Source organism: Micavibrio aeruginosavorus (assembly GCF_051245535.1).
GTDB lineage: Bacteria > Pseudomonadota > Alphaproteobacteria > Micavibrionales > Micavibrionaceae > Micavibrio > Micavibrio aeruginosavorus_D.
In genome coordinates, this window is record NZ_CP195303.1 from 401,308 (window position 1) to 420,942 (window position 19,635).

General features: G+C 53.8%; 22 protein-coding genes. 12 read left to right on the forward strand and 10 right to left on the reverse strand.

Annotated elements, in window-relative coordinates:
* Positions 1–34: 34 nt before the first annotated feature.
* From ACSC94_RS02030 to ACSC94_RS02040, 3 genes are all read right to left on the reverse strand, one after another.
* The gene (locus tag ACSC94_RS02030; RefSeq protein WP_435641406.1) at positions 35–598 is read right to left on the reverse strand and encodes a hypothetical protein; all 564 of its coding nucleotides are present in this window, start codon (positions 596–598) and stop codon (positions 35–37) included.
* A gap of 165 nt (positions 599–763) precedes the next feature.
* Positions 764–2,548, reverse strand: a complete 1,785-nt coding sequence (locus tag ACSC94_RS02035; protein WP_435641407.1) for an AMP-binding protein — start codon at positions 2,546–2,548, stop codon at positions 764–766.
* Positions 2,549–2,675: 127 nt separating this feature from the next.
* Positions 2,676–4,865, reverse strand: coding sequence for an ATP-binding protein (locus tag ACSC94_RS02040; RefSeq protein WP_435641408.1), 2,190 nt, complete (start codon positions 4,863–4,865; stop codon positions 2,676–2,678).
* 168 nt (positions 4,866–5,033) lie between these two features.
* Between ACSC94_RS02040 and ACSC94_RS02045 the strand changes: the two genes are divergently transcribed.
* The 4 genes from ACSC94_RS02045 (at position 5,034) to ACSC94_RS02060 (ending at position 8,436) form a co-directional block, all read left to right on the forward strand.
* Positions 5,034–6,206 carry an acetyl-CoA C-acyltransferase gene (locus ACSC94_RS02045; protein WP_435641409.1) on the forward strand — a complete coding sequence of 391 codons (1,173 nt, stop codon included), beginning with the start codon at positions 5,034–5,036 and terminating at the stop codon, positions 6,204–6,206.
* Positions 6,207–6,294: 88 nt separating this feature from the next.
* Positions 6,295–6,465, forward strand: coding sequence for a DUF1328 domain-containing protein (locus ACSC94_RS02050; RefSeq protein ID WP_014102415.1), 171 nt, complete (start codon positions 6,295–6,297; stop codon positions 6,463–6,465).
* Between the two features lie 79 nt (positions 6,466–6,544).
* Positions 6,545–7,684, forward strand: coding sequence for an acyl-CoA dehydrogenase family protein (locus tag ACSC94_RS02055; protein ID WP_435641410.1), 1,140 nt, complete (start codon positions 6,545–6,547; stop codon positions 7,682–7,684).
* A complete protein-coding gene (locus tag ACSC94_RS02060) occupies positions 7,684–8,436 on the forward strand; it encodes an SDR family NAD(P)-dependent oxidoreductase (protein ID WP_435641411.1) in 753 nt (250 codons plus the stop codon). The genes ACSC94_RS02055 and ACSC94_RS02060 overlap by 1 nt, the downstream gene beginning before the upstream one ends.
* Before the next feature lie 54 nt (positions 8,437–8,490).
* Here ACSC94_RS02060 and ACSC94_RS02065 read toward each other — a convergent pair whose 3' ends face one another.
* From ACSC94_RS02065 to ACSC94_RS02075, 3 genes are read right to left on the reverse strand one after another with little or no spacing between them, the layout of a single operon-like run.
* Positions 8,491–8,958: a hypothetical protein gene (locus ACSC94_RS02065; RefSeq protein ID WP_435641412.1), complete on the reverse strand. Its 468-nt coding sequence runs from the start codon at positions 8,956–8,958 to the stop codon at positions 8,491–8,493.
* 20 nt (positions 8,959–8,978) lie between these two features.
* Complete coding sequence (locus ACSC94_RS02070) at positions 8,979–9,413, reverse strand: hypothetical protein (RefSeq protein ID WP_435641413.1); 435 nt, start codon at positions 9,411–9,413, stop codon at positions 8,979–8,981.
* 39 nt (positions 9,414–9,452) lie between these two features.
* On the reverse strand, positions 9,453–9,911 hold the full coding sequence (locus tag ACSC94_RS02075; protein WP_435641414.1) for a hypothetical protein: 459 nt from the start codon (positions 9,909–9,911) through the stop codon (positions 9,453–9,455).
* Between the two features lie 151 nt (positions 9,912–10,062).
* Between ACSC94_RS02075 and prpB the strand changes: the two genes are divergently transcribed.
* Together prpB and ACSC94_RS02085 are read left to right on the forward strand one after the other, a co-directional pair.
* Entirely contained in the window at positions 10,063–10,926 is an 864-nt protein-coding gene (prpB, locus tag ACSC94_RS02080) for a methylisocitrate lyase (RefSeq protein WP_435641415.1), read from the forward strand.
* The gene (locus tag ACSC94_RS02085) at positions 10,927–11,307 is read left to right on the forward strand and encodes a hypothetical protein (RefSeq protein ID WP_435641416.1); all 381 of its coding nucleotides are present in this window, start codon (positions 10,927–10,929) and stop codon (positions 11,305–11,307) included. It abuts the gene before it with no gap.
* Between the two features lie 33 nt (positions 11,308–11,340).
* Here the strand turns inward: ACSC94_RS02085 and ACSC94_RS02090 are convergent, their stop codons facing one another.
* On the reverse strand, positions 11,341–11,847 hold the full coding sequence (locus tag ACSC94_RS02090; RefSeq protein WP_435641417.1) for a hypothetical protein: 507 nt from the start codon (positions 11,845–11,847) through the stop codon (positions 11,341–11,343).
* A gap of 172 nt (positions 11,848–12,019) precedes the next feature.
* Here ACSC94_RS02090 and prpC point away from each other — a divergent pair, with 172 nt between their 5' ends.
* The 4 genes from prpC to ACSC94_RS02110 are packed head-to-tail and all read left to right on the forward strand — an operon-like array spanning position 12,020 to position 16,008.
* On the forward strand, positions 12,020–13,156 hold the full coding sequence (prpC, locus tag ACSC94_RS02095; protein WP_435641418.1) for a bifunctional 2-methylcitrate synthase/citrate synthase: 1,137 nt from the start codon (positions 12,020–12,022) through the stop codon (positions 13,154–13,156).
* A gap of 22 nt (positions 13,157–13,178) precedes the next feature.
* Positions 13,179–13,802 carry a MarC family protein gene (locus ACSC94_RS02100; RefSeq protein WP_435641419.1) on the forward strand — a complete coding sequence of 208 codons (624 nt, stop codon included), beginning with the start codon at positions 13,179–13,181 and terminating at the stop codon, positions 13,800–13,802.
* A gap of 23 nt (positions 13,803–13,825) precedes the next feature.
* The gene (locus ACSC94_RS02105) at positions 13,826–15,244 is read left to right on the forward strand and encodes a bifunctional 2-methylcitrate dehydratase/aconitate hydratase (RefSeq protein WP_435641420.1); all 1,419 of its coding nucleotides are present in this window, start codon (positions 13,826–13,828) and stop codon (positions 15,242–15,244) included.
* Entirely contained in the window at positions 15,244–16,008 is a 765-nt protein-coding gene (locus tag ACSC94_RS02110; RefSeq protein ID WP_435641421.1) for a hypothetical protein, read from the forward strand. Before ACSC94_RS02105 ends, ACSC94_RS02110 begins: the two co-directional genes overlap by 1 nt.
* A 10-nt stretch (positions 16,009–16,018) precedes the next feature.
* On the opposite strand, the gene ACSC94_RS02115 is transcribed toward ACSC94_RS02110, so the two are convergent.
* Positions 16,019–16,726, reverse strand: a complete 708-nt coding sequence (locus tag ACSC94_RS02115; RefSeq protein WP_435641422.1) for an MBL fold metallo-hydrolase — start codon at positions 16,724–16,726, stop codon at positions 16,019–16,021.
* Positions 16,727–16,973: 247 nt separating this feature from the next.
* On the opposite strand from ACSC94_RS02115, the gene ACSC94_RS02120 reads away from it, so the two are divergent.
* Positions 16,974–17,897, forward strand: coding sequence for a glycerophosphodiester phosphodiesterase (locus tag ACSC94_RS02120; protein ID WP_435641423.1), 924 nt, complete (start codon positions 16,974–16,976; stop codon positions 17,895–17,897).
* A 3-nt stretch (positions 17,898–17,900) separates the two neighbouring features.
* On the opposite strand, the gene ACSC94_RS02125 is transcribed toward ACSC94_RS02120, so the two are convergent.
* Together ACSC94_RS02125 and ACSC94_RS02130 are read right to left on the reverse strand one after the other, a co-directional pair.
* Positions 17,901–18,557, reverse strand: a complete 657-nt coding sequence (locus ACSC94_RS02125; protein WP_435641424.1) for a CPBP family intramembrane glutamic endopeptidase — start codon at positions 18,555–18,557, stop codon at positions 17,901–17,903.
* Positions 18,557–19,120, reverse strand: coding sequence for a DUF4402 domain-containing protein (locus tag ACSC94_RS02130; protein ID WP_435641425.1), 564 nt, complete (start codon positions 19,118–19,120; stop codon positions 18,557–18,559). Before ACSC94_RS02130 ends, ACSC94_RS02125 begins: the two co-directional genes overlap by 1 nt.
* 195 nt (positions 19,121–19,315) lie before the next feature.
* Between ACSC94_RS02130 and ACSC94_RS02135 the strand changes: the two genes are divergently transcribed.
* On the forward strand, positions 19,316–19,600 hold the full coding sequence (locus ACSC94_RS02135) for a hypothetical protein (RefSeq protein WP_014102434.1): 285 nt from the start codon (positions 19,316–19,318) through the stop codon (positions 19,598–19,600).
* The last annotated feature ends 35 nt before the right edge of the window (positions 19,601–19,635 follow it).

Consider the following 19,635-nt stretch of genomic DNA (forward strand, 5'->3'; position numbering starts at 1 on the left):
GGTGTCATCCCCGCACAAGGCGGGGGTGACATTATCAGGGGAACGCCCGCACGCCGTCATGCCGTGTATAGGCAATGGTGGCCGGTGGTTCGTTCAGCGGGTTGCCGGGATAGGCGGACCCATCAAATTTCAACGCCACTTGTCGTGCCGGTTCCCATGATTGTCCGCGCACCTCAATCACAATATCGCGCCAGCCATTATTCTGTGTTTCCGCGACCAGAACGGGGCCGCGAATGGGCATGATATTGCTGACCGGCGTGAAGGATTCATTGTCGGCCTTCATCACGATCATGCTGCATCCGGAAATGCTGCACCAATAATTGTGCGGGCCCTTCATCATCACCAGCGCATCACGGCGGCCATCATGGTCCAGATCGACGCGCAGGAAATCATATTGGCTGAAAGCCGGGCCGCGGCCGGATTTGATCATGCTGGCGATGGATTGTTCCAACGCTTTGTCACTGGGGTCTTTGGGGGCCGAAAAATCTGGCATCGGCGTCAGCGGCCCATCCGGGAGGGCGGCCATCTCGGGTGATGACGAACATCCCGCCAGAGACAGGGCCAACGCCGTAACGATAATGGGAATGAATGCGCGCAAATGAAGAGACCTTGCGAAAAGAGCGGCGGGACGCAGTATCCCCGCTGCCCCGAATCTGATCACCGGGGACGAGCGGGGTTTGATGCGCAATTGTCTAAGGCTACGCCCGGTTTGGCAAGGATTCGGCCCCAAATTCCATGATTGGGGTGTGGACAAAATGGGGAGTTAGGCCGGGCTTGGCGGGGATGGGGGCTGCGTGGCTGTCTTTTTCGCCTCTTCATCCTCCAGCTTTTTCCAATCCGGCTTGCCAACGACGGTTTTGGGCAATTCTTCGGTGCGGGTTTCGAAATGCCGCGGAATTTCCAAGGCGTGCAATTTGTCGGCCAGGAAGGTGCGCCATTGTTCGGCGGTGGGGGTGTCGGTGGCGTCGTCCTTGTAACGGACAAAAGCTTTGACGGATTCTTTCACCGTGCCCTTGTTCACGCCGATCACAACACATTCCGCAACGGATGGATGGGTGTACATCGCCTGTTCCACCATGTTCGGATAAACCTTGAACCCGTTGATGGCCAGCATGCGTTTCAGGCGGTCGGTGATAAACATATAACCATGATCATCGATATGGCCGATATCACCGGTGCGGAAGAACCCATCCCGCGTCATCGTCTTGCGTGTTTCGTCCGGTTTGTTCCAATAGCCATGCATAACCTGCGGGCCGCGAATGCAAATCTCCCCCGTGGCTCCGGTGGGCAATGATACATCCGGGTTTTCTGGATCAACGATTTTGATTTCCGTGCGTGGCATCGCTTGGCCGACGCTGGCCGGTTGATCTTCGCCACAGGGCGGATGGCTGGTGGCCACGGGGCTGGTTTCCGACAACCCATATCCCTGATACACGCCGCAGCCAGTGGCCTTTTCAAAAGCGGCCTTCACATCGGGTGGCAGGGCGGCCCCGCCGGAAATAACGGCCCGGATGCTTTTGAGATTGTAGTGCGCCAGATCCTTGTGCGCGACGATGCCCTGTAACATACGGGGCACGGCGGGGAACACGGTGGGGCGGTGTTTGTGAATGGCCTCCAACGTGGCGGTCATGTCACGCGGGTTGGGCAGGATGATAATTTCCGACCCCGTTGCCATGGCATTGATCAAGCCAACAGTCAGCCCAAAGATATGGAAGAACGGAATGCTGACCAAGAACTTTTCGCGACCCATTTGGATCAGGGCCGGGTCATGGGCCCGGTCCGGGCGCGCGCCAAACATTTCTTCGATCTGTTTCACGTTGGCGGCAATATTGAAGTGAGAGAGCATCGCACCTTTGGGCGTGCCGGTGGTCCCGCCCGTATATTGCAGCAAGGCGATATCGTTTGGATGAATGTTCACCGGGAACGGTTTGACGCCGTATAACCCCAAATCGCTGAATGTGCGTGTGTCTGTGCTGCTGCGGTCGGGGTGAAAGACGTCTTTGCGTTTAAACAGGCGGAACAAGATGGATTTAAATGTCGGCAGCATATCCGCCATGGGGCAGACGATCAGCTTTTTCAATGATCCGTCTTTGATCAAATCCGGCGCGCTGTTCTTTGCATCGCCATATTGTTTTAAATCCAGCGCCACCATAACCTCGGTGCAACTGTCCGCGATTTGTTTGCGCAATTCATCGGCGGTGTAAAGCGGGCTGAAATTCACGATCGTGGCGCCCAGTTTCAGCGCCGCAAACATCATCACCGGGTAAAAAGGTGTGTTCGGCATATACAATCCGACACGGGTGCATTTGCTGACGCCTTGGCGCTGCAATCCCGCTGCCGTGCGGTCAACCATCTGGCCGAACTCACGATAGGTGATATGCTTGCCCATAAAATTGATAAAGGGGCGGTCCGGATAGCGGTGCAGGGCCCGGTCCAGCGCGTCCACCAGTGTGATGCGGGGAATGGCCATGTCCCATTCGACGCCCGGCGCATAATGTTCAGATGGCGGAGCAAGGCTCCGCTTGGTGCGAGAATTCTTCTCTGTCATAACGATCCCTGTATGTTCAATCCGCTCTTTTAAGGCCAGGCGGTGTGGAATCTGCATAACAGTCTGATTTTATGCTGTAAACCCGTGTGCGATGTTGCAGGTGCACAGCGCGACGGGCGGTTCCGCCCTAGTAACCTGCGGCATGCGGGCGCGTCATATAGGCCTGGAAGGCGGAAATGCTTTCATTGAACAGAGTCAGCAGCCTGTGGATAACGTCGATGGGGGGCTGAATGCCGCGGTCCGGATCGGATTGTTCGTCCAAGAGCTGGCGGCAATATTGGGCCAGACGGCTTAATCCAAAATTCCCCGCCACGCCAGTCATGGAATGCAGGTCACCGCGCGGAATGGACCCGTACTCCTCCAGCGTTGTTAAAATACGTTCGGCATCCATGATGAAATCGTGGAACAGTTTTAAAAGTTGGTCTTCGCCGATATAGCTTGAAAATTGTTCAACCTGATCCGCGTTGAGCAGGGGGATGGGAACCAGATCGTTGGCGATAACGGAAGGGGTAACAAACGGATCGTTCACCCCCAGCCCCAATACAGAATCAATCGTGTTGTAAAGTTTCAGGGCATCAACGGGCTTGACCAGACATTCATCCATTCCGGCCTCAAGGCAGGCCTTTATTTCGTCGGGCAAAGCGTGTGCGGTTAAAGCAACGATGGGCAGGTCAAGGGCAGAAATTCCCAAATCTTCGCGAATGACGGTGGTTGCTTCAATACCGCTCATGCCCGGCATTTGAATGTCCATCAGGATCATATCGTATTGTTTGGACTTCACGGCCTCAACGGCGGCATATCCATTATCGACGATATCAAAGCTGTATCCGCCTTTCCGGAGCTGGGCGGACACCAGAGCCTGATTCATCGGAATATCCTCAGCGATAAGGATATGGGCTTTTTCAACGTTCTGGGCGAGTAAGGAATCCATTTCGTGGTCGTTGCTGGCCGGGATAATGCCATCGGCGACCAGTGTAGGCAGCGTGACTGTAAATGTCGTGCCCCTGCCATCTTCGCTGCTCACTGCGATTTTCCCATCCATCTGGGTCATCAGGTTGAGTGCGATACTCAACCCCAGACCGGTCCCGCCGAAATTGCGCGTGATGGATGTGTCGGCTTGTTCGAAGGCTTCGAAAATAATTTTTAATTTATCTTCGGCAATGCCAATCCCGGTGTCTGTCACCGAAATGGTCAGCATTTCGTTTTGCTCGTTGATCGGGCTGGAATGCAAAGCCAAACGGACGGAGCCAGATTGCGTGAATTTCAAGGCGTTGGACAAAAGGTTCATAACGACCTGACGCAAACGCAATTCATCGTTGATGATATATTCCGGAACGTTCGGTCCAATGACCATTTGCAGTTCCAAATTTTTGCGGTCTGCATCCGGCTGGACCAGATCGATGCAACTTTCCATCAGGCTGCGGATATTGAATGTGTGTTTAACAATCTTCATTTTCCCAGCCTCGATCTTTGAAAAATCGAGGATGTCATCAACCAGAAGGATCATGGAGGACACGGCGGAATGAATTTGTTTCAGGTAGTAATCCTGAGTGTCGTCCAGCTTGGTTTTGCGTAATAGCTCGCTGAACCCAAACACGCCGTTGATCGGGGTGCGGATTTCGTGGCTCATCTTCGCCAGAAACAGGGATTTGGCTTTGGTCGCTTCTTCCGCGCGCTTTTCGCTGGCGGCCAGATCGTCCACCAGTTCATGGCGACGCAGATCCTGCAACATGATCAGGCCAAAGACGAAGGTCCAGAACGCCGTGGTCATATACAGGGCCTGAATGACACCAGAGCCGATGATTTCCGTGGCCGAAAAGGGCATCAGGAAAAAGACAGACAGCGTGATAACCGGCGATAATATAGAGAAAAATAGAATGTTCAAAACACCGATGCGCTGATTATTTTGATCCAGCCACGCGCGATAGGCCAGCCCGCACCCAACGGAAATCCACATCCCCATAATGGCCGTCGGAACGCCCAGCCCGCCGAAATAGGCGCGGGTGGCCGAGGTGATCAGTGCGGCAATTGCCGCTGGAATAGGGCCAACAAAAAAGGCGCATATAGCCAGAATGGCGTTGCGCGCATCCAGAACCACTTCACTTGAATAACGAACCGCCATGGCAATCATCAATGATGCCAAACACCCAAAAACGATGCCCACAATAATTTTGCGGCGTGCTGTGTTCTGTGAACGTGACCAATCCTCGGCCAAGCCAAACAAAGCAAAAATCCCGACCGTAATCAGGAAATGCTCAGCAATCGTTTGGAGCGAGGTCACGCTGTCCGTTGGGAAAAGAATGGTTTTATGGTGCATCTGAATACGCTTGATTTATGTCTTGGGCTGAAAATCAGGGCATATTACCCCCCTTTGGGGGCGGGGCGAGTCTTTATTTTCCATTTTCCCGGCTTTTTTCCAATGGCTGGACAGGCGTGCTTTCTGGCACTAAAGAATCTAAAGTCTATAAAAACAGGGAGTTATATTATGTCCTCTCACACACATGACCCGATTGTTATCGTTGGCATGGCCCGCACCCCGATGGGTGGGTTTCAGGGTGATTTTGCCAATCTGACCGCCCCGGAATTGGGCGCGGCCGCCATTCGTGCGGCATTGCAACGATCCGGCGTGGCGGGTGTGGATGAGGTTATCATGGGCAATGTCCTGTCCGCCGGACAGGGGCAGGCCCCGGCGCGGCAGGCATCGATCGGTGCCGGCATTCCCAATTCTGTGGGCTGTACCACCATCAATAAAATGTGTGGATCGGGGTTGAAGGCCGTCATGCTGGCGCATGATTTGATCACCGCCGGAGCCAATGATGTGATGATTGCGGGTGGTATGGAAAGCATGACCAATGCGCCATACCTGTTGCCAAAGGCACGCGGTGGGTATCGCATGGGGCATGGTCAGGTGATAGACCATATGTTTTTGGACGGTCTGGAAGATGCGTATGACCGCGGTAAGTTGATGGGTGTATTCGCGGAGCTGTGTGCCGGTGAATATAAATTCACACGCGAAGCACAGGATGCCTTCGCCATTGAATCACTGGCCCGTGCGCAGAAAGCCGATTTCGTGGCGGAGATTGTTCCCGTAACGGTCAAGGCTGGCAAAGAAGAAAAAATTATCTCCATCGACGAACAGCCGGGCAAAGCCCGCCCGGATAAAATTCCGGGGCTGAAACCTGCGTTCAAACCGGATGGCACCGTAACGGCGGCGAATGCCAGCTCTATTTCCGATGGTGCGGCGGCGCTTGTGTTGATGCGCCGAAGCGCAGCGGAGAAAGGCGGTCATAAAATTCTGGCCACCATCACGGGGCATTCGACCTTCGCCCATGAACCGTCATGGTTCACCACGGCGCCAGTGGGGGCGTTGAAAAAACTGTCCGACAAAACCGGATGGGCGATGAAGGATGTCGATCTGTTCGAAATCAATGAAGCCTTCGCCGTTGTGACCATGGCCGCGATGAAGGATCTGGATCTGCAGCATGACAAGGTCAATGTCCATGGCGGGGCGTGTGCCCTTGGCCACCCGATTGGTGCATCCGGTGCGCGCGTGCTGGTCACGTTGATCGCGGCGCTGGAAAAATACGACCTGAAACGCGGTATGGCGACCTTGTGCATCGGTGGCGGTGAAGCCGTGGCTGTCGCCGTAGAGCGTTGAACGACAAGAGAGAAATCTAAGGGTGTTTTGGCGGAGCATTCGCCTTATCTTTAGTATGGACGCTGAAAACAAGCGAAGGAGGATCTCCATGCTTCAATATGCTGTCCTTTTTCTCATTCTGGCGCTGATCGCGGGCTTTTTTGGGTTTAGTGGTGTTGCGACCGTGTCGGTGGGGTTTGCAAAAATCCTGTTTCTCCTCTTTGTCGTGCTGTTTATTGCTTCGGCTGTGTTCGGCTTTATTCGTCGTCCACATGCCTGAGGTGGATAACCACAATTTTTTGCACGACAGCATGGGATGACGCTTTCGTACCGGGCTGACAGCCTGTACGATTGCGCCCATGTTGACCGAAGAGCAAAAATCTATCCGTGATATGGTGCGGGATCTGGCCCGGGACAAAATTGCCCCGAGCGCGCGCATGCGTGACCAGTTTGCCATGTTTCCCCGTGAACAATTAGACGCCATGGCCGAACTTGGCTTGCTGGGCATGCTGATCCCCGACGAATGGGGTGGGGCCGATGCGGGCGTTCTGAATTTCTGTCTGGCGATTGAGGAAATCGCCGCCGCCGATGGGGCATTGTCCACCATTATGTCGGTGCATTCGTCACCGTCTTCGACCTGTATCCTGAAATACGGCAATGATGCGCAGAAGGAACGGTTTTTAAAACCGTTGGCGCAAGGGAAATGGATTGGCGGATTTGCCCTGACCGAACCCGGTGCGGGGTCGGATGCCTCCGCCATGACCACGCGCGCGTACCGTGATGGTGATGATTATATTATCAACGGCGCAAAACAGTTTATTACATCGGGTAAAAATGGCGATGTGATTATCGTCTTTGCCGTGACGGACCCCGATGCCGGGAAAAAGGGCATGTCCGCCTTTATCGTGCCCACCGATACACCGGGGTATAACGTCACGCGGATCGAAGAAAAAATGGGGCAGCATGCGTCTGATACCTGCGCCCTGAATTTCGATGATATGCGCATTTCCGCCGCCAACCGTCTGGGTGAAGAGGGGCAGGGCTACGCGATTGCGCTGGCCAATCTGGAAGGCGGACGTCTGGGCATTGCCTCTCAATCTCTCGGCATGGCACGGGCGGCGTATGAATCGGCATTGTTCTATGCGAAGGACCGCAAAAGCTTTGGTAAATCCCTGATGGATCATCAGGCGGTGGCGTTCAAACTGGCCGATATGGCGACGCAGATCGAGGCCGCGCGATTGATGATTCATAACGCCGCGCGGATGAAGGATGCGGGATTGCCCTGCACGCGGGAAGCCTGCATGGCGAAATTGTTCGCCTCGGAAATGGCGGAGAAGGTTGTGCATGACGCCATTCAAATTCATGGTGGCTATGGATATCTGGCCGATTTTCCGGTGGAACGTATTTACCGCGATGTTCGCGTGACCACAATTTACGAAGGAACCAGCGATATTCAACGCATGGTGATCGCCCGCGAAATCGCGAAGGAGAGTGCATAATGGATATTCAAAATCAAACCGTCATCATCACCGGCGGCGGGTCCGGCATGGGCGCCGAAACGGCGCGTGTCTTTGCCAAGGCCGGAGCCAAAGTGGTGTTGTGGGACATGAATCTGCCCGCCGCAGAGGCTGTGGCGAAAGACATTGGCGGCGTGGCCGTGCAATGCGATGTAACCAATGAAGACAGCGTGAAGGCCGCGATTGAAAAATCGGGAAGTCCCCGTGTTCTCATCAACTGCGCGGGCATCTTGCTGGGCAAACGGATCGTCGGGCGTGATGGCCCGGCGGATCTGGATCATTTTATGAAGGTGGTCAACGTCAATCTGGTCGGCACCTATAACACCATGCGATTGGTTGCCGGGGTGATGACGGGGCTGGAGCCTGTGAATGATGATGGCGAGCGCGGCGTGATTATCAACGCCGCCTCCATCGCCGCATTCGAAGGCCAGATGGGGCAGGTGGCGTATAGCGCGTCCAAGGGCGGCATCGTTGGCATGACACTGCCCGCCGCACGCGATCTGGGCAAACTGGGCGTGCGCGTTATGGCGATTGCGCCGGGCGCGGTGCAAACCCCGATGATCGGCACCATATCGCAGGAGTTACAGGATTCCATCGCAGCGAATATTCCGTTCCCATCCCGTATGGCGAAACCGGATGAATTTGCCAAGCTGGCACTGCATATCGTGGATAACGCTTACCTGAACGGATCGGTGATCCGGCTGGACGGGGCATCGCGGTTGGCGGCGAAATAGGATAATAAAAACCCGGCGCACTGGCCGGGTTTTTTATTTTATTATCTGGTGTGTTTATTGCGGGCCATTCATGTCGTTGTGCGCGGTTTCGCGCTTTTTCTTATAGCTTGTGTAAGCAAGGCTTCCGGCCCCGGTAAGAGCGAAGAGGGCGACCAGGCCGCATAGGCGGGTAATAATTAAAGCCTTTCCGCTCATTTCAACCTGGCTTGTCCACGCTTTCTCGGCGCATTGCGCAATTGATGGGTCTTGTGGATCTACCAAAATACGAACGGGGTCCGCTACTGTTTCTTTGCCATCGTAATACCACTCCAACTGCCTGTCGGTCTCACGGCTTACGCAATGTTTCTGATAGTGGGTGTGCACTTCGTCCTTCGACATGGCGTTCATGCGCGCGTCGTCGACTGAAAGCGTGTTGTGAACGCTGATAAATCCAGTGCCGGCCACGCCAACGGCTGCCGTCATAAGAAGGCCGGTTACAATATTGAAGGCCATTTTTGTTTTTTTGTTATTTGTATCGGTCATCTGATTTATCCATTTAACGATTACGTTGGTTTCGGCTCATTCTTTTTGCGGTTGCCCAGAGCCAAATAACCAAATCCTGCGCCCAAGACAAGGCTGGCGAGGCCAACGGATATGTTGGAGTGGTGAGCAGCTTTTGCGATGTGAAGGCTGACACTGTGCATTTTTTGTGGGCAGGATTTGACGGATTCTGAATCCGGATTTGCTGTGATGGTTACCGTGTGTGGGCCATCTGCGCCCATGGTTTTTACAACTGTTTCGAATATCTTTTTGGCTTCGCGCTGTATGCACATGTCCGCATAACGTGTTTTGATATCGTTATCGGGGAGGGCGCCCAAATCGTCTAGATTTTTTCTGCTGTCTGAAATAATCGAAGGCGTTGCGGCGGCCATAAACAGGAAGCTGATGCTAATCACGCCCATGAGAATGCGGCTTTTGTTATCAAGATCGTCGGTCATTTTTCTATTTCCCCTTGGGGATTAAATAGTTTCAAAAAATTACGGCTTCGGTGCGTCCAGTCGGCGGGAGCGCCAAACCAATCCGCCAACGGCATAAAGCCCAACCATGCCCCCAAACAAGACCATAGATTTGTTGATGCTCATGGCTGTTGCAGCGGATTTTATGGATTTCGCATGCTCGGATTCAGTGCAATTTTTAACCGCAGTGGAATGTGGGTGGATGGGAACGGTGAAATTTTCGTCACGGTTCTGATCGCCTGCTTTTAATGTATAGGCTTGTTCCCACACGATGTTAAAGGCATGGCGGCGAACGCACAGGTCTTTATGCGCGGTGTGCGCTTGTTCGGGCGTCATGGATTTCAAGGCGGTGTGGGTTGCATCCCGCTCGCCGATCATCGCGCCGTTATAGGCGGCAACAGCCGCGCCAAAAACCAGGGCCAGACCGAGGGCTTTATTGCTGCGCAAATACCAAGGGAGTTTGGGTGTTTTGCTTGTCATTGTGAACCGTCCCATTTTTGATAATTTTGCGGAGAATAGGCCTCCTTTCATAATCTGTCAAAAAGTGAGGGGCGGGGGCATTTTGGGCTGGTGTTTACTTTCAAAACACCTATTCTTTCAATGAATTAGCCGTATGTGTAGGAGCATTGCCATGACCCCATCCCACGCCTTTAAATCCGCCATTGCTGCCGAAAAGCCGCTGCAGATCGTTGGTGCGATCAATGCCTATGCGGCCCTGCTGGCGCGGGAGGCGGGGTTTAAGGCGCTCTATCTGTCCGGTGCGGGCGTGGCGAATGCGTCGTTCGGCCTGCCCGATCTGGCGGTCACGACATTGAATGATGTGGTGGAAGATGCGCGTCGCATTACGGGGCGTGTTGATCTGCCGTTGCTGGTCGATATTGATACCGGGTGGGGCGGGGCGTTTAATATCGCGCGCACCGTGCGTGAATTTGAACGCGCTGGCGTTGCCTGTGTGCATATTGAGGATCAAGTCGCGCAAAAACGCTGCGGCCACCGTCCGGGCAAGGAGTTGGTTGATAAGTTCGAGATGGGCGACCGGGTGAAGGCCGCCGTGGATGCGCGGTCTGACCTGTTGATCATGGCGCGCACCGATGCGCTGGCGGGTGAGGGGCTGGACGGCGTCATTGAACGTTGCGTTCATTACGTTGAATGCGGGGCCGACATGATTTTTGCCGAGGCGATGACCGATCTGTCACATTATAAGAAAATCAAAGACGCGGTGAAGGTTCCTGTGCTGGCCAACCTGACCGAATTTGGCAAAACAGAATATTACACCACGGCCCAAATGGCCGACGCGGGTGTGGATATGACGCTGTATCCGCTCAGCGCCTTCCGTGCCATGTCGCGCGCGGCGGAAATGGTTTATGCCACCATTCGCCAGGACGGCACACAGAAAGACGCTGTTCCATCCATGCAAACGCGTGAGGAATTGTACAAGGTTCTTGATTACTACGCGTATGAACAGAAACTGGATGCATTATTCGGGAAGAAATAAATGAAGAAAATTATTTTTGCGGCGTTGTTGAGTGTTGGTTTTTCGGGTGCGGCCCATGCCGCGACCTGCATGACGGGCGATCCGTTCCCGTTTAAAACCCAATACGCGCTGGATGAATGCCCGGCGGATATTCAGGCCTTGCTCAACCGCATGAATGCCTGCGCCCATTTCGCGGGGGAAGAGGCATATGATGCCAACCGCAAGGCGCAGATTGACGCGGCGATGACCGAAAACCAATGTGAAAAATTGGGATGTGATTTCCAAAAAGTTTTTGAAACACATGAAGGTGACATTGTTTATACGGGCGTCATGTTCGAATATGCCCGCGTGGTGTATGGCAGTGATGAGGCCGTTCCGGAATGTACGGACGAAATAAAGTAAAGAGAAACCCCGGTTTGACCGGGGTTTTGTTTATTACGGCTGCGGAGCATTCTGCTGCTGAGCTTTCACACGGATCTTGGCAACATTCAAGGCCATGCGGGCATCGACCAAAGCGTCGTGAATGGTTGCCTGTACATCATGCGGTGCCGGGCGGGCGGATGCGTTACAGGCCGCGTTCGTGTCCTCAAACATTTTGATATACGCCTCGGCCTGTTTCAGCAGGTGCATGTTTTTTGGGGTCAGGTCAAACGGTTCGTTCAGCCAGTTGATAATCCCTTCGGTCATGCGAATGGTTGTGTATTTTTCGCACGGGTAAACAACAATCGTCGGCGGTTCATTCGGCGTTGCCGATGGTTCGGTATATTCAACCATGCCGCTGTCTTTATAGATGGCCAACGTGCCCGGGCGGCCCACATCGGCCATGTTGAAAACGCGCGGTGCTTGTGGGGTGGGGGCGATTTCAATCTGTGGCGCGCTCGATTGAATGGCGCAGCCGGAAAAAATCAGGGATAGGGTCAGAAGGGCGGCTTTGTTTTTCATGGTTTCTAGGAACTCTCACACTGTTCGGATGCGGGGACCATAGTTGACATAAGCGTTAAGCGCAACCCGTCCCGAAAACCCGTTGAAAAGCCTGAAGTTTTTGTGCGGTGAACAAAGACTTTCCCCGGCCCACCTGCTACAGAATCGGGGTGCTAACAGTGAGGATAAAAAGATGACAAACGCAGCCGTAAAACCCGTTGTAAAAAAGACCGGCGGTCTGGCCGGGGTCGTGGCCGGGGAAACGAAAATTTCTGCCGCTGGTGGGGCGCATACGCTCGAATATCGCGGCTATTCCATTTATGAACTGGCCGAACATGCAGAGTTTGAAGAGGTTGCGTATCTTCTGGTTTACGGTGAATTGCCGAACGCCAAACAATTGGCGGATTACAAGGTCCGTTTGAAATCCTTCCGCGATGTGCCGCAAGCGTTGAAAAACGTTTTGGAACATATTCCGGCCAACGCGCACCCGATGGATGTGATGCGCACGGCGACGTCTTTCCTCGGCAATATCGAGATGGAAGATGCCAGCCGCGATCAATACCATGTCACCGACCGTCTGCTGGGTATTTACCCGGCGGTGCTGTGCTACTGGTGGCACTTTGCCCAGAATGGCAAGCGCATTGAGTGCAACAGTGCGGGCGAGGGCATTGCCGACCATTTCCTGATGTTGCTGCATGGCCGGGCACCATCCGCCCTGCATCACAAGGCGATGAACGTATCGTTGATCCTGTATGCGGAACATGAATTTAACGCGTCCACCTTCACCGCGCGCATTATCACATCGACCAAGTCGGACATTTATTCGGCGGTCACCGGGGCCATCGGGGCCTTGCGCGGCCCGTTGCATGGTGGCGCGAACGAAGCGGCCATGGAATTGATCGAAAAATTCGACAGCGCCGAGGCCGCTACCGCAGGCGTCAAACAAATGATGGCGAACAAAGACCTGATCATGGGCTTTGGCCACCGTGTCTATACCGAAGCCGACCCGCGCAACGTTGTCATTAAATCATGGGCGAAGAAACTGGCCGATGATGCGGGCAACACAACTTTGTACCCGGTCTCCGAAGCCATCGAAAAATTGATGTGGGATGAAAAACATCTGTTCCCGAACCTCGATTTCTATTCGGCATCGTCCTATCACTTTATGGGTGTGCCAACCCCGATGTTCACGCCGATTTTCGTGATGTCCCGCGTGTCCGGTTGGGCCGCGCATATCATGGAACAACGCGCCAATAACAAACTGATCCGCCCGTCCGCCGATTACACCGGTCCGACGACGCGGAATTTTGTTCCCGTGAACCAGCGTTAACCCGGAAAGAAACCGCGTCATCATGTCACCCGATCTTTTCCTGTCGGCCTTTGTCAGTATGTTCGTTGTGGTCGACCCGTTCGGCACGGCGGCGGTGTTTGCCGCGTTGACGAACAAGCTGGACAAGGCGATGCAGAAAAAGATCGCGGTGAAGGCGGTGGTGATCGCGGCCATTATCCTGACCACGTTCAGTGTGGTGGGGGAACCGCTCTTGCGGCACATGTCCATTTCGCTGCCCGCGTTCCGGGTGGCGGGGGGGATTTTGCTGTTCGTCACGGCGTTCCGCATGATCATGGGCTTCCACGACCCGGACCAATTAAATTCCGAAAAATCCGCGTATAAGGACCGCAGCGATATCGCCGTCTTCCCGCTGGCCATTCCGTTATTGTCGGGGCCGGGGTGCATCACCGCCATCGTCATGTTCGCGACATCGTCCAAAAACATGGTCGATTACGCCACGGTGATGACGGCCACGGCGTGCGTGATGCTGATTGCGCTGGCGTGTTTGTTCTTCGCCGGGTTTTTGGGGCGCATGTTCGGCCCCACGGGCTATGGCATCGTCACCCGTGTCATGGGCATTTTGCTGGCCGCCATGTCGATCCAGTTCCTGTCTGATGGGTTCCATCAGCTTTTTAATATTCAATAAAAACCTTACCGGGAGTAACCACAATGTCCGCCAACGTCGATTTGAACAACCGCCCCGCACCGGATACCGTCCTGACCGATATCGCCGATTATGTGACGGGGTATCAGGTAAACAGTGACGAAGCGTATCAAACCGCGCGCTACTGCCTGATGGACACGTTGGCGTGCGGTATTTTGGCGCTGAAATTCCCGGCCTGCACGAAAATGCTGGGCCCGGTTGTGCCGGGTACGGTTGTGCCGAACGCCGTGCGCGTGCCGGGCACGCCTCATGCGCTGGACCCGGTGAAGGCCGCGTTTGACATTGGGTGCATGGTGCGGTGGTTGGATTTCAACGACACGTGGCTGGCGGCGGAATGGGGCCACCCGTCTGACAACCTCGGCGCCATCCTGTCTATCGCGCAATATATGCCGAACATGAAAATGCGCGATGTTTTAACCGCAATGATCAAGGCGCATGAAATTCAGGGCTGCCTCGCGCTCGAAAACTCTTTCAACCGCGTTGGGCTGGATCACGTCGTGCTAGTCAAGGTCGCGTCAACGGCGGTCGCCACGCAAATGCTGGGTGGGTCGTATGACCAGATTGTCGATGCGCTGTCCCATGCTTGGGTTGATGGGCAAGCCTTGCGTACCTATCGTCACGCGCCGAACGCCGGCCCGCGTAAAAGCTGGGCCGCCGGCGATGCCACATCCCGCGCCGTGCGTCTGGCCATGATCGTCGTGCAACAGGGGCAAATTGGCTACCCCGGCGTGCTGACCGCATCGAAATGGGGTTTCTATGACGTGCTGTTCAAGGGCAATGAATTCAAATTCCAACGCCCCTACGGCTCATACGTGATGGAACAGATTTTGTTCAAAATCTCCTTCCCCGCCGAATTCCACAGCCAGACCGCGGTCGAAGCCGCCGTTCAATTGCATGCCGAAGTGAAAGACCGCCTGAACGATATCGAAAAAATCGTCCTGACCACGCACGAAGCCGCCATCCGCATCATTTCCAAAACCGGCCCGCTGCACAACCCGGCGGACCGCGACCATTGCCTGCAATATATGGTCGCCGTGCCGCTGATCAAAGGCAATCTGGTCGCCGAGGATTACGAGGACGACGTCGCCGCCGACCCCCGCATTCAAATGCTGCGCGATAAAATGGAAGTGGTCGAAGATAAGCGCTACAGCGTCGATTACCACGATCCGGATAAACGCAGCATCGCCAACGCGGTCCAAATCTTCTTCAAGGACGGCACATCCACCGCCAAAATCGAAATCGAATACCCCATCGGCCACCGCCGCCGCAGGGCCGAGGGCATGCCGGTTCTGGAAGCCAAGTTCGAAGCGGCGATTAAGGCGCATTACAGTGCCGATCAAGCCGCGAAGGTGATTGGGTTGTTCAAGGATTCCAAGGCGCTGGATGAGATGAGTGTGAAGGAATTTGTGGAGGCTTGGGTTTAATGGTTGTTTTTTCGGAAGCGTATACTCTTGTCGGAAATAAAGTTTCTGAGTGCTTTCCTGATGTGCTAATGCAGCTAGTTTTAAACTTTCCCGCTTGGTTATCATCTCTCTCTTCTTCGTTCACTTGGCCAATTGTCGCCTTTGTAGGCTTGTTAATTCTGAAGAGTCCATTGTCATCTTTTATTGGGCGACTAAGCGCGGAGTATGAACCTGCAACAGGAAAAATTATTATTACGCAGCGCGCGCCAGGGAATATCAGTGGAAATTTTACTGTCTTAGATGGTGTGCTTTCGCAGCCATCTGGTGGTGCCATATCTATTGAAACGCTATTGTCTGAGCATGCATATCTGAATGCAAAATATCAAAAACTTTCCCCTGATTTGGATAGATTGTTTCAAGAAAGTAATGTCTTAGTCGCTGATAAAGAGAAATGGCTTAAGGCTTGGGCTATAGAGCGTTTCATTATGTGGCAGATGGAGATTGTTTATAAGGAGGTATATGGGAGTCAGATAAAATTTTTACTTGCTGTGTCAAATGTGCCAGATGGATATTCGAGGGAATATATTGAAAAAAGCTATTACTCCTTGGCCAAAAAAGAGTTCACGAAGTTTTATGATAATGTTTCCTTTGAGCAGTGGTTGTCTTATCTATTTAGGCTTGGACTTGTGCGTCCAGACGGTGATCGCGTCTCTATAACGGATGATGGGAAAGAGTTTGTGAATTATCTAGTAAGAAATGGCTATTACTTAGACAAAGTACTTTAAGTAATATAAATCATAGATTTATAGATGTTTCGTCTATGCCAACAACGATCCTCGGTCCATGTTTTGCGGTGACGTCCTGCTCAAACTTTTTATTTTGTGCCGCACCCAACATCGGCAAATGCACCAGATAAACAGTTACATTCGGCAATGACGGCAACAGCGCTTCAATCTGCGCCCATGTTGTGTGTTCGCGGTTGATCTCCACATCAATCTTGTTGCAATCGTGGATCAAGATGTCGCCATCGCGCAGATGGTCGTAAATCGCCTGCACCGGTTCGGTGTCGGCGGAGTAGACGAGGCGGCGGTTGGGGCCGTCGGTGGTCAGGCCGAAGCACGGGGTGGGGCCGTGATTGACCGGGAAATAGGTCAGGGTGATCGACCCGGCGGTGAGGGTGCCGCCCGCATCGTTTAATTCATGAAATTCAAACGGGAACATGTGCGGGTGTTGGGGCAGTTTCACGGCGTTCAATAATGCGCGCACGGCGCGGATGGTGGGCGCGTTGCCGTAGAAATGCAGGGGGTGGGTGCGGCGGTTGTCGGCCCGGTACAGGCACCCCTTGACCCAGCTTTGATGGATGAAATTGGGCAGGGCGGCGATATGGTCGATATGTTCATGGGTCAGGAAGACGTGGCCGAGGTCTTCAAAGGCGAGGCCGGCGGCGGTTAAGCGCTGGACGCACACGCCGTTACAGTCGATGAGCAGGCCATCGCGCGCCATATCCATTGTTTCTGGGGGGCCGTTTTCCAAAAAAAGTGAGGTATTATGGCGGGTTAACGTGTTGACGGACCCCCCGGTTCCCAGCAAATGACACTTCATATATGGCCCCCTGATTTGACCTTGGTCTGGCTTTTTACGGGTTATAGCAGAAGAATCTTGCGGACTGGGTCAAAAACAGCTAAAAAAACGCACCTCAAATTAACATAATAATTCAGCTCCACGAAGGGGCCTCTGGGTAGAGTTTGGGATGACGATCAAAATCATTGGTCACCGTGGGAATGGTCGCACGACCGAAACCCCGTTTGCCGAGGGCAAAGCCCCACAACAGACTCTGCTGTCCTTTGTTCAGGCCATTGAAAATGGTGCCGACGGGGTGGAATTTGACGTGTTCCTGACCCGTGACCAGATCCCCGTTGTGATTGATAAGGACATGGTGTTCGGCCACGTTATTTCCGAAATGGATTGTGCCGATGTGCAGCGCATTCCTCTGCCCATGGGGCAATATATTCCGACATTGGAAGAAACCTTGATCCTGCTCTCCGGGATGAACGCAACCCGGGCCGAAACCGATGATCTTTTCATCAATATCGAATTGAAGGGCCCGAACGTCGTCAGGCCGACGATGAGTGTTGTTGAGAGTGTCGCCAATCATTACGGTTTAAAGAAAAACACAATTTATTACAGCGCAACCGATCGCCAGAAACTGAGCGATGTGCGGATGCGCGATGCGTATGCCAATATTCAGCCCACCATCCTGACCATGGAATTGTTCGCACCGGAAAAAGTACATCAGCCCGGATATTACGTCAGCCCGCGCACGGCGTATAACAAGGCGGCGTTGGGGGATTTAAGCCAATATATTCGCGATATGGATTGTTGTGCCATCGATGTGCCCACCACGGATATTCGCCCGCAATTGATCGATGTGGCGAATGATCTGGGTGTTGGGTTTTGCACACACCCGTCCGGCCCACGGCGTTATGTGGATCATGGAAAAACGTATAATGCGTTGACCATGTTGTATAATTATGCGGAAAGAAGCGGGTGGTCCGTCGCGTTTAAGGTTGATGATATTGCGGCGGGGCGGATTGTTGTCAATGCGGCGTCCAGCCAGAGCAAAGCCCCGGTTCCGATGTTGGAACGTGCCATGGGCACGGCGTTTTATAAATAATCCTTACGGCGTTCCCCACGCGGCACCGCTGTAGAAGAAAATTCCCAATCCCACGGTAAAAATCAAACATCCATACAACGCATGTTCAATGCAGGCGAGCCACAGCGATTGGTGTTTCGCGTAATCGCGCGCGAATAAATATCCGCCAATCATCGTCATGGCCAATGCGACCCAATTCAGGAACAGGACGTGCATAAAGCCAAAGGCCAAGGCACTGGCCGCGATAAACATACGGCCCCGGCCAAACAATGGCGCATAACGATTATACAGGAAGGTGCGGTAAATCATTTCCTGGGGCCAGACGGAGAGCAGGGGGTAAAACACCATGATCTTGACCCACAATGATGAGCGTTCCAGTGGCAGGGACAAAAATTGATCCGGCATAAACGCCCATGTCATCCCCGCAATGATCGGTGCGAACAGGGCGAAACGCATCAGCACCGGGCGCAAGCCGGCACGCAGCCCGGAATCGTTGCGGTCCATGCCGTGATGTTCGCGCACATAAAGATAGGTGAGAATGGAGCCAACCCACAGCAGGGTCAACATCAGCCCCCGGTCCTTGATCGCCAGAACCAAAAGCGGCATACCGCCGAACAGGGCGGCAAATTCAAAGGCCAGATAATATTTGGAAGATAAAAGCGAACGCAGCCGGGCCATCATTACAGATAAATGACGGACACCGTAAACGTGCCGGAATAAGACCCCGCCGCTTGCCCGGCATTCACATTCAACGTGGCCCCAATGGGGACCAGCAATGTGGCGTTGGTCATGTTTACGGTTTCAATGGCACCGCCGGCATTGGTGTTGATTTGAAAATTATCAACCTGCATCGTGTTGGCGCCGCTGAACACGGTCACGGTCGGGTCGGTCACGGAAATCACAACGCTGGACCCGACATCGCCGAAAATGCGGATGTTGGCCTCGGACGGGGCAGGTGTGGCCACTTGTGTTACGCCGGTATAGGTTCCGGTGCCCGCGGTGTTAATCGCAACACTGCCCGCGCCACCGGACACGGCGAACGCACCGAAGTTCAAATTCTGCGGCGAGGTCAGGGCCAATGTGCTGGGCATAATCATCGCTTGCGCCTGCAACACGCCCGTGGCGGCATGGGCCGGAACGGGGCCGACGGACCCACCGCCACCCAAAACCATCAACGCCGCACCCATCGCAGTAATGCGGGCGGCGTTTGTTGTTGTGGTTGTTGTTTTCGTGCGGTGGTTCATTGTGGTGTCTGGCTCCTGCATCCGATTGTAACACGCGACTGGGTTGTGGCAACAAACCCTATTGTAAAACAGGGGGCTGAATGAAGTGTTGTGGCGTTCTGTAAACTGCGCCTGCAAGGCTTTGTTTTTATTTGAAATGCTGTAGAATCGACGCGGGTTTTCAAAATTTCTTCATCCACAACCAAGGGGATAACAATGGACGACAATCAAAAAGGGGCCAATTGCCCGATGGGGTTTTGCGCCAATTTGCCGCTGCACCAGAAAATGATGGTGATTACGGGCGGTCTGTTTTTGCTGTTTATGTTGCTGGCGGAACTGATCTGGGATGGGTTGGCCATTCTGAACGTCGTTCTGGCCGCGGGCATGATTTTTGGCGGTCTGACCGGGAATTGCCCGTTGACGCGCATGGTTGAAAAACATTGCTGTGCCAAAAGCTGTTCAACCGGCACGTCATGCAGCACTGAGAAAAAAGAAGACTAAATAAAAAACCCGGCGAAATGGCCGGGTTTTTTTTA